The sequence below is a fragment of the Achromobacter pulmonis genome, from assembly GCF_902859765.1.
GTDB lineage: Bacteria > Pseudomonadota > Gammaproteobacteria > Burkholderiales > Burkholderiaceae_B > Achromobacter > Achromobacter pulmonis.
In genome coordinates this window covers 37,494-51,961 of the sequence record NZ_CADIJV010000013.1, presented here as the reverse complement: position 1 = coordinate 51,961, position 14,468 = coordinate 37,494, and the positions used below count along the sequence as shown (strand labels likewise).

Here is a 14,468-nt window from a genome sequence, read left to right as displayed (position 1 = left end):
GTTATTAGCCATGTTGACCGCGACCCTGCTCGGCCTGTGTATCGGCGTCTCCCTGGGCCTGACCGGGGCGGGCGGCGGCATCCTGGCGGTGCCCGCGCTGATGTTCGGCCTGGGCCTGACGCTGCCGCAGGCCGCGCCGGTGGCGCTGATCGCGGTGGGCATCGCATCGGCGGTCGGCGCCTTGCAGGGCCTTTTGCGCGGCCTGGTGCGCTACAAGGCCGCCATGCTGATGGCGGCGGTGGGCGCGCTGACCGCTCCCCTCGGATTGTCGCTGGCCCGCCACCTGCCGGCGCATTGGCTTAGTCTGACATTTGCCGGCGTGATGCTGCTGGTGGCGGCGCGCATGGTGCAGCAATCGCGCCGCGGCGCGCCGGGCGACGGCGCGCCCGAGGCGCCGCCCAAGGCCTGCCGCCTGTCGCCCGAAACCGGCCGTTTCGTCTGGAACCGCCTCACCGCCGCCACGCTGGGCGGCATCGGTGCGGTGTCCGGTCTGTGCACCGGCATGCTGGGCGTGGGCGGCGGCTTCATCATCGTGCCGGCGCTGGCGCACTTCAGCGACGCGCGCATGATCAGCATTGTCTCCACCTCGCTCATGGTCATCGCGCTGGTATCGGCTGCCACGGTCAGTTCGGCGCTGCTGCACGGCCTGACGCTGACGGCGGCGCAATGGGCCTTCGTGGCCGCCGCCATCGCCGGCATGGCGGCGGGCCGCATGGTGGCGCCGCGCGTGCCGCAAGCCGTGCTGCAACGGGTCTTCGCGGCGGTCTGCGTGGTGGTCGCCGGCGTACTTGCCTGGCGCGCCTGATACGCCGGCCGCGCGGCGCCCACGCCAGCGCGGCGTATGGTACGGTACGGCCGGGTCAATCGCCGCGCGGCCTCCGCCCGCGAACCAGATTAGTCTGACGTGCAATTAACGTTCAGATAATTGGCGTCATGCACGATTCGTCGCATGATGCAAAAGACGCATATCCCTTCGCCTGCCTGGCGGGTTCACCTCCGCCTGCCAACGACGCACTCCCGCGCGGTGCATGCCCGCGCAGTCCGCGCCCTGCCGTCCGTCCCTTCCCCCCCGCCGCTCCTCCGCCCCCGCACGGCGCTTGCCGCTGACGGTGCGGGCCTGCCCGCCCGTTCCGCTGTTTGAACCCGGCGCGGCCCTCCTGAGATTTCTTAAACCACTGCGCCGCATTCAGCGCAGAAAAACCCCCACGGATATCAAAAAGGACTATCCATGTTCAAGAAAACGCTCCTCGCCACCGCCGCCAGCGCCGCCCTGCTCAGCCCGCTCGCCGCGTTCGCCGCCGGCGACATGGGCCAAGGCACCATCACCTTCACCGGTTCGGTCACGGAAGCGCCATGCAGCATCACCGCCGCCGACTCGAACCAGGTCATCGACCTGGGCCAGATCTCCAAGAAGGACCTGAGCGCAGCCAACAAATTCTCCGCCTCGGTGCCGATCAGCATCCACCTGACGGGCTGCTCCTTCGGCACACCAACCGGCACGCCGGCCACCAATCTGTCGAAAGTCGGCATCGCCTTCACCGGCGCCGTCAGCGACGCGGCGACTGGCAAGCTCACCAATACCGGCACCGCCGCCAACGTCGTGGTCCAGATCCTCGACAAGACCAACACCGCTCCCGTCAATTTCACCACCGCGCCCGCGGCCGCCAACGCCCAGCAGATGACGGACGGCGGCGGCGCCGGCAACGCGCTGAACTTCTTCGCACGGCTCTTTGCCACCGGCGTCGGCGGCGCCGGCACGGTCAACAGTTCGGTCACCTACACGCTGAGCTATTTCTAAGCGGCCCGGCGGCGCCCCGCCCCCCGCCCACGCGGCGGGGCGCGGCCGGCGCGTTCCCTTTTCGTCCCGAGGTGGCTGCCGCGCCACGTCGCCGCCGAGTGTTTCCGGCCCCCCCTCATGCCGGAGAGACGGCAAAAGACATCATGACCCTGGCCCGTTTGGCATCCATCATGGCAATCAGTACTTTTGTGCTATCGGCGCAGGCCACGGAATTCAGCAGCGTCTTTCTCAATACCAAAGACAAGCGCAACGTCGATTTGTCGACTTTCAGCCGCGACGGCTACGTCGCACCCGGCGCCTACCTGGTGGATTTCTATCTGAACCAGCGGCTGATCCAGAGCCAGTACCTGGTCAAGGCCGTGCCGGTGATCGACGACGGCACGGCATTCTGCATCACCGCGGCAATGCTCGACATGCTCACGCTCAAGGACGACGTCGTCGCGCGGCTGGCCCGCGTCAACACCGCCGAAGGCACCTGCATCGACCTGGACACGCCCACCAGCAAGGTCGACTACAGCCCCGACAGCCAGTCGCTGACGGTGACCGTGCCGCAGGCCTGGCTGCGATACCAGGACCCCGACTGGGTGCCGCCGGCGCGCTGGAGCCACGGCGTGAACGGCGTGCTGCTGGACTACAACCTGCTGGCCAACCGCAACATGGCGCGGCAGGGCGGCGACACCGCCAGCTACACGCTCTATGGCACCGCCGGCCTGAACCTGGGCGCCTGGCGCCTGCGCAGCGACTACCAGTACAACCGCTACGACAGCCGCGGCGGCACGCAGGCCAGCTTCAGCCTGCCGCAGACCTACCTGTTCCGGCCGCTGCCGCAGTGGCAATCCAGGCTGACGCTGGGCCAGACCTACCTGGCGTCTTCCATCTTCGACCCGTTCCGCTTCGCCGGCATCACGCTGGCCAGTGATGAACGCATGCTGCCGCCGTCGCTGCAGGGCTATGCACCGCAGGTGACCGGCATCGCCAACAGCAACGCGCAGGTGACGGTCAGCCAGAACGGCCGCCTGCTGTACCAGACGCGGGTATCGCCCGGCCCCTTCGTGCTGCCGGCGCTGAACCGCAACATCAGCGGCAACCTGGACGTGACGCTGCAGGAAAGCGACGGCAGCACGCGCAGCTGGCAGATCACCACCGCCAGCGTGCCCTTCATGACGCGCAAGGGCAACCTGCGCTACCAGGTGTCGGCCGGGCGGCCGTTGTTCGGCGGCCGCGCCAACAACCAGCTGGCCGCTCCCGGCTTCATCATGGGCGAGGCCACCTGGGGCGCGTTCAACGACACCTCGCTGTATGGCGGCCTGATCGCCACCAACGGCAACTACCACGCGCTGGCGTTGGGCGCCGGTCAGAACCTGGGCGTGCTGGGCGCGCTGTCGGCCGACGTCACACGCTCGGATGCGCGGCTGCCGTTCTCGGGCGCGCCGCGCCGCATCGGCTACAGCTACCGCGTCAACTACGCCAAGACCTTCGACGACCTGGGCAGCACCATCGCCTTCATGGGTTACCGGTTCTCGGGGCGGCACTTCCTGTCGTTGCAGGACTACATCGCGCGCGCGGCCCTGCGCGACGAATACTTCCGCGACGAGAAGCAGAGCTACACGGTGGCGTACAGCCAGTACCTGCGCGCGCTCGACATGAGCGTGTCGCTGTCGCTGAGCCGGCTGAACTACTGGAACGACGGCGCCAGCAACAACCACTACATGCTGTCGCTCAGCAAGAATGCCAGCTTCGGCGCGCTGCGCAACGTCAACCTGTCGCTGTCGCTCGCCCGCACCCAGGGCATTTACGGCCAGACCGAGAACCAGATGTATGTCACGCTCGGCATCCCGCTGGGCGACAGCCGCCAATTGAACTACGGCTACCAGAACAGCGGCAACGGCCGCATGCAGCACACCGCCGGCTACACCGACTTCAGCCGTCCGGACACCACCTGGAACCTGAGCGCGAGCGACGAACGCAGCGCCGACGCGCAGCGCCAGAGCCTGAGCGGCAACATCCAAAGCCGCACGCCCTATGGCCGCGCCAGCGCCGACTTCACCGTGCAGCCGGGCCAGTACCGCAACATCGGCCTGAACTGGTATGGCTCGGTGACCGCCACGGCCGCGGGCGCGGCCTTCGGCCAGCCCGGCGCCGGCAACGAGCCGCGCATGATGATCGACACCGACGGCATCGGCGACGTGCCGGTGGACAACGGCAGCGGCGTCACCAACCGCTTCGGCATCGCGGTGGTCAATGGCGTATCGAGCTATCACGAGAGCAGCATCTCGGTGGACGTGAACGCATTGCCCGACGGCGTGGAGGTGGCCGAGTCGGTCATCGGCCAGGTGCTGACCGAAGGAGCCATCGGCTACTCGCGCATCCGCGCCAGCCAGGGCGAACAGATCCTGGGCCACGTACGGCTGGCCGACGGCAGCAGTCCGCCGCTGGGCGCGGTGGTGTTGTCCACCCGCACCGGCCGCGGCGCCGGCATGGTGGGCGATGACGGGCTGGTCTACCTGAGCGGCCTGGACGCGCAGGACCGCGATGCGCTCACCGTGACCTGGGCCGGCGAGCGGGAATGCCACCTGACCCTGCCCGCACCAACCACCCTGGAGGCGGGGCCGCAGCCCCTGCCATGCCAATGAAGCCGCTCGCCGACTCGACCCTAGCGCGCTCGTCAGCGCCGCGTATTCCGCCTCTGACGATGCCTGGCGCGGGCGACCTGCGTTTCGATTTCCTTGACCACTGCGCCAACCGATTGCAGGCCCCGCCGCGCCCCCCCGGCTCGATCTCGGCCAGCGTCACTGATGCGTTGGCCTACTCTTGAGCGCCGAGCCGTCCGTGAATCCGGACTCCCCCGTTTTCCTTTTTCAGACAGCCATGAACACCAAACATTTGGCGGCGCCCCTCCTGGGGGCGCTGCTGGCCTGCTCCGCCCCTGGCCAGGCCGCGATCAACGTGGACCGGACCCGCATCATCATGGGCGCCGCGCAAAAATCAGTCTCCGTGGTGCTGACCAACGAAAGCGCCGACATTCCCTACCTGGCGCAGTCCTGGATCGAAGACCAGGATGGCAACATCACCAACGACCTGCTGGCGCTGCCGCCGCTGCAGCGCATCGACGCGGGCAAGAAGGCGCAGGTACGGATCGCGCAGATGAGCGCCGCCGCCAGGGCGCGCCTGCCGCAGGACCGAGAAAGCCTGTTCTATTTCAACGTGCGCGAGATCCCGCCAGCGCCGAAAGACAAGGACGCCAGCATTTTGCAACTGACCACGCAAAGCCAGATCAAGCTGTTCCTGCGCCCGGCCGAGTTGGCCGCGCGCGGCGAGGCCGCGCCGGAACAGACCTTGCAGGCGCGCACCGACGGCCGCACGCTGACGCTCAAGAATGCATCGCCCTACTACGTCACGGTGCTCTGGCTGGGCACGGACCGCAAGCAGCGGCTGCCAGGCTTCGACACGCCCGTCATGCTGGCGCCGCGGTCGGAGCAGACGCTGAAGGCAGTGCTGCCCGCCAGCGCCGGCCAGTTGATGCTGGGCAACGTCGATGATTATGGCGGCCTGCGCATGAACCGCTACCGCTGCGAAGCGGGCCTGTGCGTGTTCCAGGAGCGCACCGGCGACTGACGGCAGCGCGGGCGCCGGATCGTCAGCGGCGGCAAACCCAGACGCCCAGACCGAGCATGCCGATGAGCGCCGTTCCGAGGACAATTGCCGCATGCTCGCCCCGGTCCGTACCCAGCAGGTACAGGACACACACGAGCGCCACGGTAAACACGATCAGCACCCCCAGGACAAAGGGGCGCCAGTTCCTGCGCGCGGCGCGCAACCATCCGCTCAAGGCAACTCTGGGTCTGCTCATGGGCTCAGTGGAAATTCGAATGCCGGGGTTACATTCTGCCAAACTTTTCTTTGGTGGAATAGTGTTTTCCATAAATCGAACTAATCTCACGCTGCCTGCTGGCCCTGGTCGGCAACGGCGAGCCGGCGTTCCATACGCGCCAACACCGACAGCGCCGCCACCATCTCCCGCGGCAAGGCCGAGCCGGGCAGGCAGACGTCCGCGCCCGCCAGCAGGAGCTTGGCGCGATCGGCCGAGCCCGCCCGATCGCTGACGATCGCGATCACGCCGGCCAGCCGCGGGCAATGCGGCACCGCCAGGAAGCGCAGCAGCCACGACGAGCGCCCCTCGACCAGCAGGTAGTGCCTGCCCGGCGCGCCAGCCCGCGCATACAGGCTGGCCTGGGTCTCCGCATAGAGGCTGACGGTCGCCACCGACTCCTTCAGACAGGTCGCGAGGCGCTCGGCGCGGTCGAGGTATTGGGCGTGCACATGCAGGTTGTGCAGAAAGGCGAAATGGGCCACGGCGAAAGCACGGAATTGGAAGCATGGGATTCTAGAAACGCCGCTTCGCCGCGACCATCAGACAGTTCCTAAAGCGCCACCGCCAGGCCGTCGAAACGCCGTGCCCTTCCGGCCGTCGATTAGGAATCGTCTGATACCGGGCTTGGTCATGGATCGCTCTAATGGCGGACTGCCGACCGCCGACGCGTGCACGCCATTACCGCTCGGCCCGTTCCGTCCTGGACGAGCCGGGCCGCCCCCTTGGAGATTACAAGCCATGTTGTCCTATCGCGTCCTGATCGTCGACGACCAACTATTGCAGCGCGAGTACCTGAAAAACCTGTTTCTCCAGGCCGGCATCGCGCATGTGGAAACCGCTGAGAACGGCTCGCATGCCTTGCGCCTGCTGGAGCAACAACCCTACGACCTGGTGCTGAGCGATCTGCTCATGCCCGAGCTGGACGGCGTGCAGCTGATCCAGCGCCTGTCCACCTACGAAACCCCGCCGCTGCTGGCGGTGATCAGTTCCTCGCCCAAGCGCCTGATCTCCGGCGCCAGCCTGGTGGCCAAGACGCTGGGCATGCGCGTCATCGACCAATTGTCCAAGCCGGCCCAGCCCCAGGCCATCATCGCCCTGGTGGCCAAGCTGAAGGCCGCCTCGCGGCTCAAGGCGGAATCGCTGGTATCGGGCCAGATGTTCGACCGTGCCGCATTGCAGCAAGCCTTGACCTCGGGCGAAATCCGCGCCTGGTTCCAACCCAAGATGCGGATCGGCGATGGCACCATCGTGGCCGCCGAAGCCCTGGTGCGCTGGGTTCGCCCCGATGGCAGCGTGCTGCTGCCCGGCCAATTCCTGCCGGCCCTGATACTGGACGAGCTCGAAGACGACCTGCTATTGTCGATGCTCGCACAGACCATTACCGCGCAACACGCCTGGCAGCAGCATGACTTCCGGGTGGAAGTCTCCGTCAATTTGCCGACGCACCTGCTGCAGGACGCCGAATTGCCGGACCGCCTGTACGACCACGTCATGCGCCTGGGGGGCAACCCGCGGGACATCTGCTTTGAACTGACCGAGGGCACGACCACGGATGCGATAAGCGATTACTACGCGGGCGCCTGCCGCCTGAGGATGAAGGGCTTCGGCCTGGCCCAGGACGATTCGGGCCAGGGCTACAGCTCGGTGTTCAACCTGGTGTCCACCCCCTTCACCGAACTGAAGATAGACCGCTCCCTGATCAGCCGCTGCGTTACCGACGACGGCGCGCAGGCCGCGGTCGAGAGCATCGTTTCACTGGGCCGGCGTTTGGCGCTGAACGTGGTGGCCGAAGGCGTCGAAACCTGGGAACAACTGGCCCAGCTCAAGAAGATGCAGTGCGACATGGCGCAGGGCTTCCTGATATCCCGCGCCCTGACCCCCGAATTGCTGCTGGGATTCCTCAAACGGAATCCCGCCGTCTGACGATGCCGCGCTCAACGCCCAGGTTCACCCGCATCGCCACCATCGGCGATCTGGCCCGCATCTCCCTGCGGGTGCAGGCGCTTTTCATCGTGACGCTGATCATTACCGTGATCATGCTGGTGCTGTGCTACTGGATTGTGAATGGCCTGATCCACCTGGCCAGCAATGAGGCCCGCACGCATTTCCAGCAGCTCGCCGCCAACCTGCATGGCCAGGAATCCTTCCTGGCCCGCGCCACCCGCAACGATGCCGTCCGGCTCGCGCTGGCCCCGCCGCAGGCACGCCCGGCCTCGTTCGACCTGATCGACAGCGACGCTGTCACCAATACCTACGAGGGCCAGCGCGAAAGCCTGGCGATGCCTTACATCATCAAGGTCAAGCGTGATGACAGCGCTGCCGGCGGCGATCTGGCCAGCCGCTTGCAGACCGTGGCGGCCGGGCTGTCCAACGTCTATGGCACCTATCGCAGCGCCTGGCAGCAGCCCGGCATGCAAGGCTTCCTGCTCGACCTGAACAGCCCAGTCAGCATCTCGGTGCCGTGCTCCGAGGATTCCATGACCGACGACGTGCACCGCTGGTGGCGCTGCCCCCTGTCGGCGGACCGGGTGCGCGAACTGATCTACACCCAGTCGAGTCGCCCCAGTCCGGCCGGCGACCGCTGGATCAGCGTCACCCTGCCCAGCGGCGGCGCGGACCGTCTCGGCTATGTGGTGTACAGCGCCATCGAGCTGCCGGACGCGCTGTGGCTGCCCGATACGCCCAAGCGCGACCTGGTGCTGGCGACCTTCATCGAAATGCGCGACGTATACAACGGCGACCCGGACTATGGCCGCGTGTACTTCGAGCGCCTGGACATTTTGCCGGGCGCCAAACTGTTAGGCGGCGCCAGCGAACATGGCGCGCTCGAGGAAGTCCACAGCCGCGTGCATTTCGGGCTGGAAGGCACCCGCATCACCACCTGGTGCGATGACGGCTGGACCGCCAGCTACCTCGTGCCCTACACCCAGTTCTTCCAGGCCGCGCCCAGGCAGTTGACCGCTTTCGCGGCGCTGATCCTGTTGTGCGCGGGCGGCTGTGTGGTGCTGTACCGGCGCCATCGCAACCTGGTGGTGCGGCCGGCCCAGGCCAGCCATGAACGGGTGGTCGAAAGCGAGTCCTTCAACCGCGCGGTGATCGAGGCCGCGCGCGTGGCGGTCTGCGCGCTGCGCGTGAGCGACCACCGCATCGTCGCCAAGAACCGCCTGGCCGACGACTGGCTGGGGGACGAGGAAATCGTCAGGCGCCTCACCTTCGCGCCCGACAGCCCGGCCAAGACCGGCGAAGTCGAGATCAATGGCCGGCACCTGAGTTTCAGCGCCTCGCGCCTGACCTACCAGGGCCAGGATGTGGTCCTGGCCACGTTCAGCGATATCAGCGACCACAAACGCGTGCAGACCGCGCTGGCGCAAGCCAAGCGCGCCGCCGACGACGCCAACGCGGGCAAGACGGTGTTCCTGGCGACCATGAGCCACGAAATCCGCACGCCGCTCTATGGCACCCTGGGTACGGTCGAGCTGCTCGGCCTGACGCCGCTGACCAACCTGCAACGCGGCTACCTGCGCACCATCCAGACCTCGTCGGCCGGTCTGCTCAATGTGATCAACGACATCCTGGACGTGTCCAAGATCGAGTCGCGCCAGATGACCCTCAAGGATCACCGGCTCGACCCGGCCACGCTCACCGAGGAAATCTTGCAGGCCTATGCGGCCACCGCGGACGCCAAGGGCCTGCAGTTCTTCTCGACCATCGCCACCGATGTGCCGGTCTATGCCTACGGCGATGCGCTGCGCATCAAGCAGGTCTTGAACAACCTCGTCAGCAATGCCATCAAGTTCACCGAAGCCGGCTGGGTCCGGGTCGACCTGACTCTGGGGGCCACGAGCGAGCATCAGGCCATGCTCGAATGGCACATCGCCGATACCGGGCTGGGCATTGCGCCCGATCAGCAACCGCATCTTTTCCAGCCGTTCTATCAGGCGCACGCCACGCCCGGACACGCCCTGCCCAGCACCGGGCTGGGCCTCTACATCTGCCACAGCCTGTGCGAACTGATGCAAGGCACCATCACCCTGGACAGCAGCCCGGGCCGCGGCAGCGCGTTCACGTTCAGGCTGCCGTTGCGGATCACGGCCGACGCCACGCACCGGGTGGGCAACGGCGAGATCGCCGCGTCCTCGTCGGTCTGGGTGCGAGCGCCGGTGGCGGACCTGGCGCAGGATACCTGCGCCTGGCTGACGCTGGCCGGCGCCAACGCGCGTCCCCTGCACAACACCGCGCCCCTCAAGGACGACGGCATCCTGGTGGAACTGCTGCCCGAGCGTCTGCCGCCGATCGAGTGGAGCGGACCGCGCGTGTCGTGCATTCCCGACGGCCCCGACAAACCGCAATGGAGCCTGTCCGAAATCCACGTGACCAGTCACCTGCGGCACAGCATCGTCGAGGCGGTGGCCCTGGCGCAACGCGGCAGGCCAACCCCGGCCGAGGCCAAGCAGGCCGAAGCGGACACGACCGATGATCCCGGCCCCGGCACATACCGCCCGGATGCGGGGCTGCGCAGGCTGGGATTGCGCGTGCTGGCCGCCGAGGACAACCCCGTCAACCGGACCCTCCTGGTGCGGCAACTGGAAGAACTGGGTTGCGAAGTAACGCTGTGCGCCGATGGCGTGGAAACCCTGGCCCGCTGGAACAGCGACGAGTTCGACGTGCTGATCACGGACATGAACATGCCGCTGATGAATGGCTACGAACTGGTGCGCACGCTACGCGCGCGCAGCACCAACGCCCCCATCATCGGCTTGACGGCCGACGCGCTGCAGACGCAACGGGAAGCCGGTTTCGCCGCCGGGTTGAACGCCTGGGTGGTCAAGCCCGTGGACCTGCGCACGCTGCACGACGCGCTCAGCACGGCCTGCGCGCGCATCATCAGCGCCAAGTTCTCCGGCCCGCCGCCGAACAAGCCCAAGGAGTTCTATGACGATCACCTGCGGGCGGCCTTCCACACCACCATGCGCGAAGACATGGCCGCCATGCGGGCGGCCCTGGCGGCGCGCGATCCCGCCGCGGCCGTGGCGACGCTGCACCGCATGCGCGGCTCGCTGGTCGTGGTCAACGCGGAGGACATTGCCCGCTTCTGTGGCGTGCTCGAACAGAAAATCGCCACGGATGGGCTGACGCCCGTGCTCGAAAACGCCATCAAGAGCACCCTGGCGCAGATCGCGGAGCAATTCAAGGAACTGTAATCACGCCCCCAAAACAGCCCGAACAGACCGCAGGCCAACTCGCCAAGCGCATCACACAAGGAGCGATACCATGACCCGAATCCTGCTGGCCGACGATCACCAAGTCGTGATCCTGGGCGTTCGCAACGTGCTCGAAGGCGCCGCCCGCTACCAGGTCGTGGGCGAGGCCACCAACGCCACCGACCTCATCTGCAAGGCGCGCGAGCTGGCGCCCGACATCATCATCACCGACTACAACATGCCGTCGGAGGACGGTTATGGCGACGGGCTGGCATTGGTGCAATACCTGCGCCGCCATTTTCCGAAGGTGCGCATCCTGATCCATACCATGATCACCTCGCCGGTGATCGTCGCCAGCTTGTACGAGGAAGGCGTCAGCGGCGTGTTGTTCAAGAGCCGCGACCTGGCCGAGATCCTGACGGCGCTGGGCACACTCGAAAAGAACCAGGTCTACCGCAGCGGGCAGCAGACGGCGCTCAGCGCCTATCCGCGCGAAGCGCAGGATGCGGCGGCGCGGATCGCGCGGCTCTCGCCCAAAGAGCTGGAAGTGCTGCGGCATTTTCTGTCGGGCACCTCGGTGGGCGACATCGCCCGCATCATGAACCGCAGCGTCAAGACGGTCAGCACCCACAAGATCGCCGCGATGCGCAAACTGGATGTGGAAACCGACCATGAACTGGTCATGTTCGGCGTCAATCACGATGTCTTCAAATGAAAACCATGCCTGACACGCCTCTAGAATCGCGCCGCCCCGGGGCGCGTCCCCTTTCTCACGCGCGGCCGACGCCCGTGCGCCGGCTCATCGCCCTGGCGCTGCTGGCCTGCGCGGGTAGCGGGTTGCCGCCCGTGGCGGCACAGGCGGCTGCGCCGGCACGGCTTACCGTCATGGCTTATGGCGTGGACGGCTTCGACCAGAAATACATGCGCACGGTCATCCGCCCCTTCGAAGCCGCGCATCCGGGCATCACGGTGAGCTACTACGCCGTGCGCGACTCGCGCAACGCCCTGGCGGTATTGCGCGCGCAACGCATGGCGCCGCGGGTCGACGTCGTCATCATCGACCCGCCCAATGCGCGTCTGGCCCAGGCCGAGCAGCTGATCGCGCCGCTGGATCCCACGCTTGTCCCGAACGCGGCCGACCTGGGGTCCATGGGCCGAGAGCTGGGCTTCTGGGCGCTGCCGGCCATGTACGATTCCATGACGCTGGTGTACGCCAAGTCGGCGTTCGCGCAGCCGCCCAAGAGCTGGCGCGACATGTGGGATCCCAAGTACCGCGGCAAAGTGACTGTGTCCACCAACCAGGCCGTCAATGGCAGCATGATCGCGCTGACGACGCTCGCCAACCGGCTGGCCGGCGCGCCCGATGGCATCACCAGCTTCGACGCGGCCTTCGCCTATCTGGAAAAACTGGCGCCGAACATCCTGACATGGACCCCGCGCCCCAATCAGTACTGGATGGTGGCGCGCAACCAGGCGCTGTTGGCGTTGGGCTGGAATTCCCGCAGCCAGAGCCAGATGGACAGCCTCAGCGGCTACGCCACGACCGTGCCCCAGGAAGGCACGATCGCCGTCCCCATCCTGATCGCGCGGGTGGCCGACCGCCCGAACGGCGAGGCGGCCCAGGCTTTCATCAATTATTCCTTGAGCCCGCCCGCGCAACAGGCCTTCGCCGAAGCGATGTACTACGCGCCCGCGAACCAGAAGGCCAAGGTCAGCGAAGCGGCTCGGCGCAGGATTCCGCTGCTGGCACCCGACGTCGCCGCGCGTCTGATCCCCCTGGAGTGGGCGAACATCACGGTGGCGCATATCGCCACGCTGCGCGCGGCGTGGCTGGCGCGCATCATGAAACCCGCCTCGTAGGGGCAAAACACCGCGCTGCTCGCTACGCGCCGCGAGTACCGGAATCGTCTGATGGTGCGGTGCAGTGTCCGGTTGGTACCTTAGTTTCCGTGATGAACGCAAGGGCTCGCGCCCGCCGCGTTGGAACACAACAACCGACCTGCATCCACTTCCGCTTCTCAGACTCCATGAAACTCCATATCAGCACGCTCTCCGCCGCCATTCTGGCGTGCATCACCAGCATCGGCGCCATGGCCCAGACCGCGCCCGTCGCCGCCCCCAGCTTCAAGATCAACGTCACCGGCACCATCGCCCCCGGTAGCTGCACGCCGGCCGCCAGCGCCCTGACCTTCGACATGAAGAACATCAATCCGAAATCGCTGAACGTCGACAAGGTGACGATGCTGCCGGCGCTGACCAACAAGGTCAAGATCACCTGCACCGCCGACACCGCGATCGCGCTGAATGTCACCAGCAGCACCACCGCCCCGGCAAAATGGGATTCGGAATTGAAGAACCATCCCGCCGGCGTGTCGACCTCCGAGCCGTTGCTGTACGACCTGGTCGACCCCGCCGATGGCAACAAGCGCATCGGCGTGTACGGCATGCAGTTCCGCAACTTCACGTACACCGGCGGCGGCACGGGCTCCACGTCCACCAAGGCCAGCGTGATCACAAGCGACGACAAGGTCAGCTGGGCCTACACCAGCGACCAGAACGGCTGGAATACCGCCCAGCTCAAGCGCGACGGCAGCAATTTCGTCTCCTTTTCCGACGAGAAGGCGCAAACCGTTCCGGCGCTGGCGAGCGTCTTCGAAGGCGAACTGCTCATCGCCCCTCTCATTCTCGCCAAGAAGGACCTGAAGCTGACCGGCGACCTGAAATTCGAAGGCGGCGCCACCATCACGCTGAACTACCTCTGATCCGCGCATTCATGCGTGGCACAGGCTTCGACATTCCGAGAGCAACAATGAACCATCTCCAATCCAGCAAGATCCTGTTGGCCGCACTGGCTTGCGCGGCCGGCGCCGTGGCCTCGGTCGATGCATCGGCCGCGCCGTCCGCGCCCGCCGGAACCGCCGGGCTGAACGTCGCGGTGGGTGGCGTCATCACCCCGGGCAGTTGCACCCCGGCCGCGAAATCGGTGGCCTTCGACCTGAAGAAGATCAACCCGACCTCGCTGAAGGAAAAAGCGGAAACCCCGCTGGCCCCCATCGTCCAGCCCTTGTCCATCAAATGCGATGGCGGCGATGCCGCCGTGGCCCTGTCGGTCACTGGCGCCCTCAAGGCCGCCAAGGCTTACGATGAGTCGCTCGATCACAAGGCCACCGGCATCCGCGCCGCGTCGAAAAAGGGCTACATCTACGACCTGGTGGATGTCGCGACCGCGACGAACCGCATCGGCCGCTACGTGTTCCAGTTCCGCAACTTCCGCTACACGACCGCCGCCGCCACCGATGGCAAGGCAGTCAAGGCCCTGGTCGCATCCAGCGAGGACCGGGCCGCGTGGAGCACCGCGGCCGACACCGATGAGAACGCCGCGCAACTGAAGTCCGACGGCTCGAACTACGTGACCTTCGTGGACGCGGCCACACCCAGCGTGCCGGTGAGGGCCTCGCTGTTCGATGGCGACATCGTCATCGGCGCGGTGATCTCGCCGAAGTCGGAACTCACGCTCAACGACAACCTGACGTTCCGTGGCGAAGCCACCATCACGCTCAGCTACCTCTGATCCGGACGCCTGCCGCCGTGCGACAGA

Annotated in this window: 12 protein-coding genes; 10 read left to right on the top strand and 2 right to left on the bottom strand. The window is 66.6% G+C overall.

Translation table 11 applies throughout. From position 1 onward, the window contains the following. The first annotated feature begins 10 nt into the window (after positions 1-10). From HV701_RS12945 to HV701_RS12930, 4 genes are all read left to right on the top strand, one after another. Positions 11-805: a sulfite exporter TauE/SafE family protein gene (locus HV701_RS12945; RefSeq protein ID WP_175133431.1), complete on the top strand. Its 795-nt coding sequence runs from the start codon at positions 11-13 to the stop codon at positions 803-805. Between the two features lie 423 nt (positions 806-1,228). Further along, positions 1,229-1,798, top strand: a complete 570-nt coding sequence (locus tag HV701_RS12940) for a fimbrial protein (protein ID WP_175133430.1) — start codon at positions 1,229-1,231, stop codon at positions 1,796-1,798. 170 nt (positions 1,799-1,968) lie between these two features. After that, positions 1,969-4,431, top strand: a complete 2,463-nt coding sequence (locus tag HV701_RS12935) for a fimbria/pilus outer membrane usher protein (RefSeq protein WP_254595168.1) — start codon at positions 1,969-1,971, stop codon at positions 4,429-4,431. Between the two features lie 235 nt (positions 4,432-4,666). Next, positions 4,667-5,413, top strand: a complete 747-nt coding sequence (locus HV701_RS12930) for a fimbria/pilus periplasmic chaperone (RefSeq protein ID WP_175133428.1) — start codon at positions 4,667-4,669, stop codon at positions 5,411-5,413. 22 nt (positions 5,414-5,435) lie between these two features. Here the strand turns inward: HV701_RS12930 and HV701_RS12925 are convergent, their stop codons facing one another. Then, complete coding sequence (locus HV701_RS12925) at positions 5,436-5,648, bottom strand: hypothetical protein (RefSeq protein ID WP_175133427.1); 213 nt, start codon at positions 5,646-5,648, stop codon at positions 5,436-5,438. An 86-nt stretch (positions 5,649-5,734) separates the two neighbouring features. Then, positions 5,735-6,118, bottom strand: a complete 384-nt coding sequence (locus HV701_RS12920; RefSeq protein ID WP_175133426.1) for a hypothetical protein — start codon at positions 6,116-6,118, stop codon at positions 5,735-5,737. A gap of 289 nt (positions 6,119-6,407) precedes the next feature. Between HV701_RS12920 and HV701_RS12915 the strand changes: the two genes are divergently transcribed. The 6 genes from HV701_RS12915 (at position 6,408) to HV701_RS12890 (ending at position 14,441) form a co-directional block, all read left to right on the top strand. Then, entirely contained in the window at positions 6,408-7,592 is a 1,185-nt protein-coding gene (locus HV701_RS12915) for an EAL domain-containing response regulator (protein ID WP_175133425.1), read from the top strand. Positions 7,593-7,594: 2 nt separating this feature from the next. Continuing rightward, a complete protein-coding gene (locus tag HV701_RS12910; protein ID WP_175133424.1) occupies positions 7,595-10,870 on the top strand; it encodes an ATP-binding protein in 3,276 nt (1,091 codons plus the stop codon). 70 nt (positions 10,871-10,940) lie between these two features. Next, complete coding sequence (locus HV701_RS12905) at positions 10,941-11,585, top strand: response regulator (RefSeq protein ID WP_175133423.1); 645 nt, start codon at positions 10,941-10,943, stop codon at positions 11,583-11,585. Positions 11,586-11,659: 74 nt separating this feature from the next. After that, complete coding sequence (locus HV701_RS12900; protein ID WP_175133422.1) at positions 11,660-12,730, top strand: extracellular solute-binding protein; 1,071 nt, start codon at positions 11,660-11,662, stop codon at positions 12,728-12,730. Positions 12,731-12,897: 167 nt separating this feature from the next. Beyond that, positions 12,898-13,632: a DUF1120 domain-containing protein gene (locus HV701_RS12895; protein WP_175133421.1), complete on the top strand. Its 735-nt coding sequence runs from the start codon at positions 12,898-12,900 to the stop codon at positions 13,630-13,632. A 47-nt stretch (positions 13,633-13,679) separates the two neighbouring features. Beyond that, on the top strand, positions 13,680-14,441 hold the full coding sequence (locus tag HV701_RS12890; protein ID WP_175133420.1) for a hypothetical protein: 762 nt from the start codon (positions 13,680-13,682) through the stop codon (positions 14,439-14,441). Positions 14,442-14,468: the final 27 nt, after the last annotated feature.

Coding starts and splice junctions, on each gene's coding strand:
- HV701_RS12905 (WP_175133423.1), top strand. CDS start 10,941: ATGACCCGAATCCTGCTGGCCGACGATCACCAAGTCGTGATCCTGGGC.
- HV701_RS12925 (WP_175133427.1), bottom strand. CDS start 5,648: ATGAGCAGACCCAGAGTTGCCTTGAGCGGATGGTTGCGCGCCGCGCGC.
- HV701_RS12945 (WP_175133431.1), top strand. CDS start 11: ATGTTGACCGCGACCCTGCTCGGCCTGTGTATCGGCGTCTCCCTGGGC.
- HV701_RS12890 (WP_175133420.1), top strand. CDS start 13,680: ATGAACCATCTCCAATCCAGCAAGATCCTGTTGGCCGCACTGGCTTGC.
- HV701_RS12915 (WP_175133425.1), top strand. CDS start 6,408: ATGTTGTCCTATCGCGTCCTGATCGTCGACGACCAACTATTGCAGCGC.
- HV701_RS12910 (WP_175133424.1), top strand. CDS start 7,595: ATGCCGCGCTCAACGCCCAGGTTCACCCGCATCGCCACCATCGGCGAT.
- HV701_RS12935 (WP_254595168.1), top strand. CDS start 1,969: ATGGCAATCAGTACTTTTGTGCTATCGGCGCAGGCCACGGAATTCAGC.
- HV701_RS12930 (WP_175133428.1), top strand. CDS start 4,667: ATGAACACCAAACATTTGGCGGCGCCCCTCCTGGGGGCGCTGCTGGCC.
- HV701_RS12895 (WP_175133421.1), top strand. CDS start 12,898: ATGAAACTCCATATCAGCACGCTCTCCGCCGCCATTCTGGCGTGCATC.
- HV701_RS12940 (WP_175133430.1), top strand. CDS start 1,229: ATGTTCAAGAAAACGCTCCTCGCCACCGCCGCCAGCGCCGCCCTGCTC.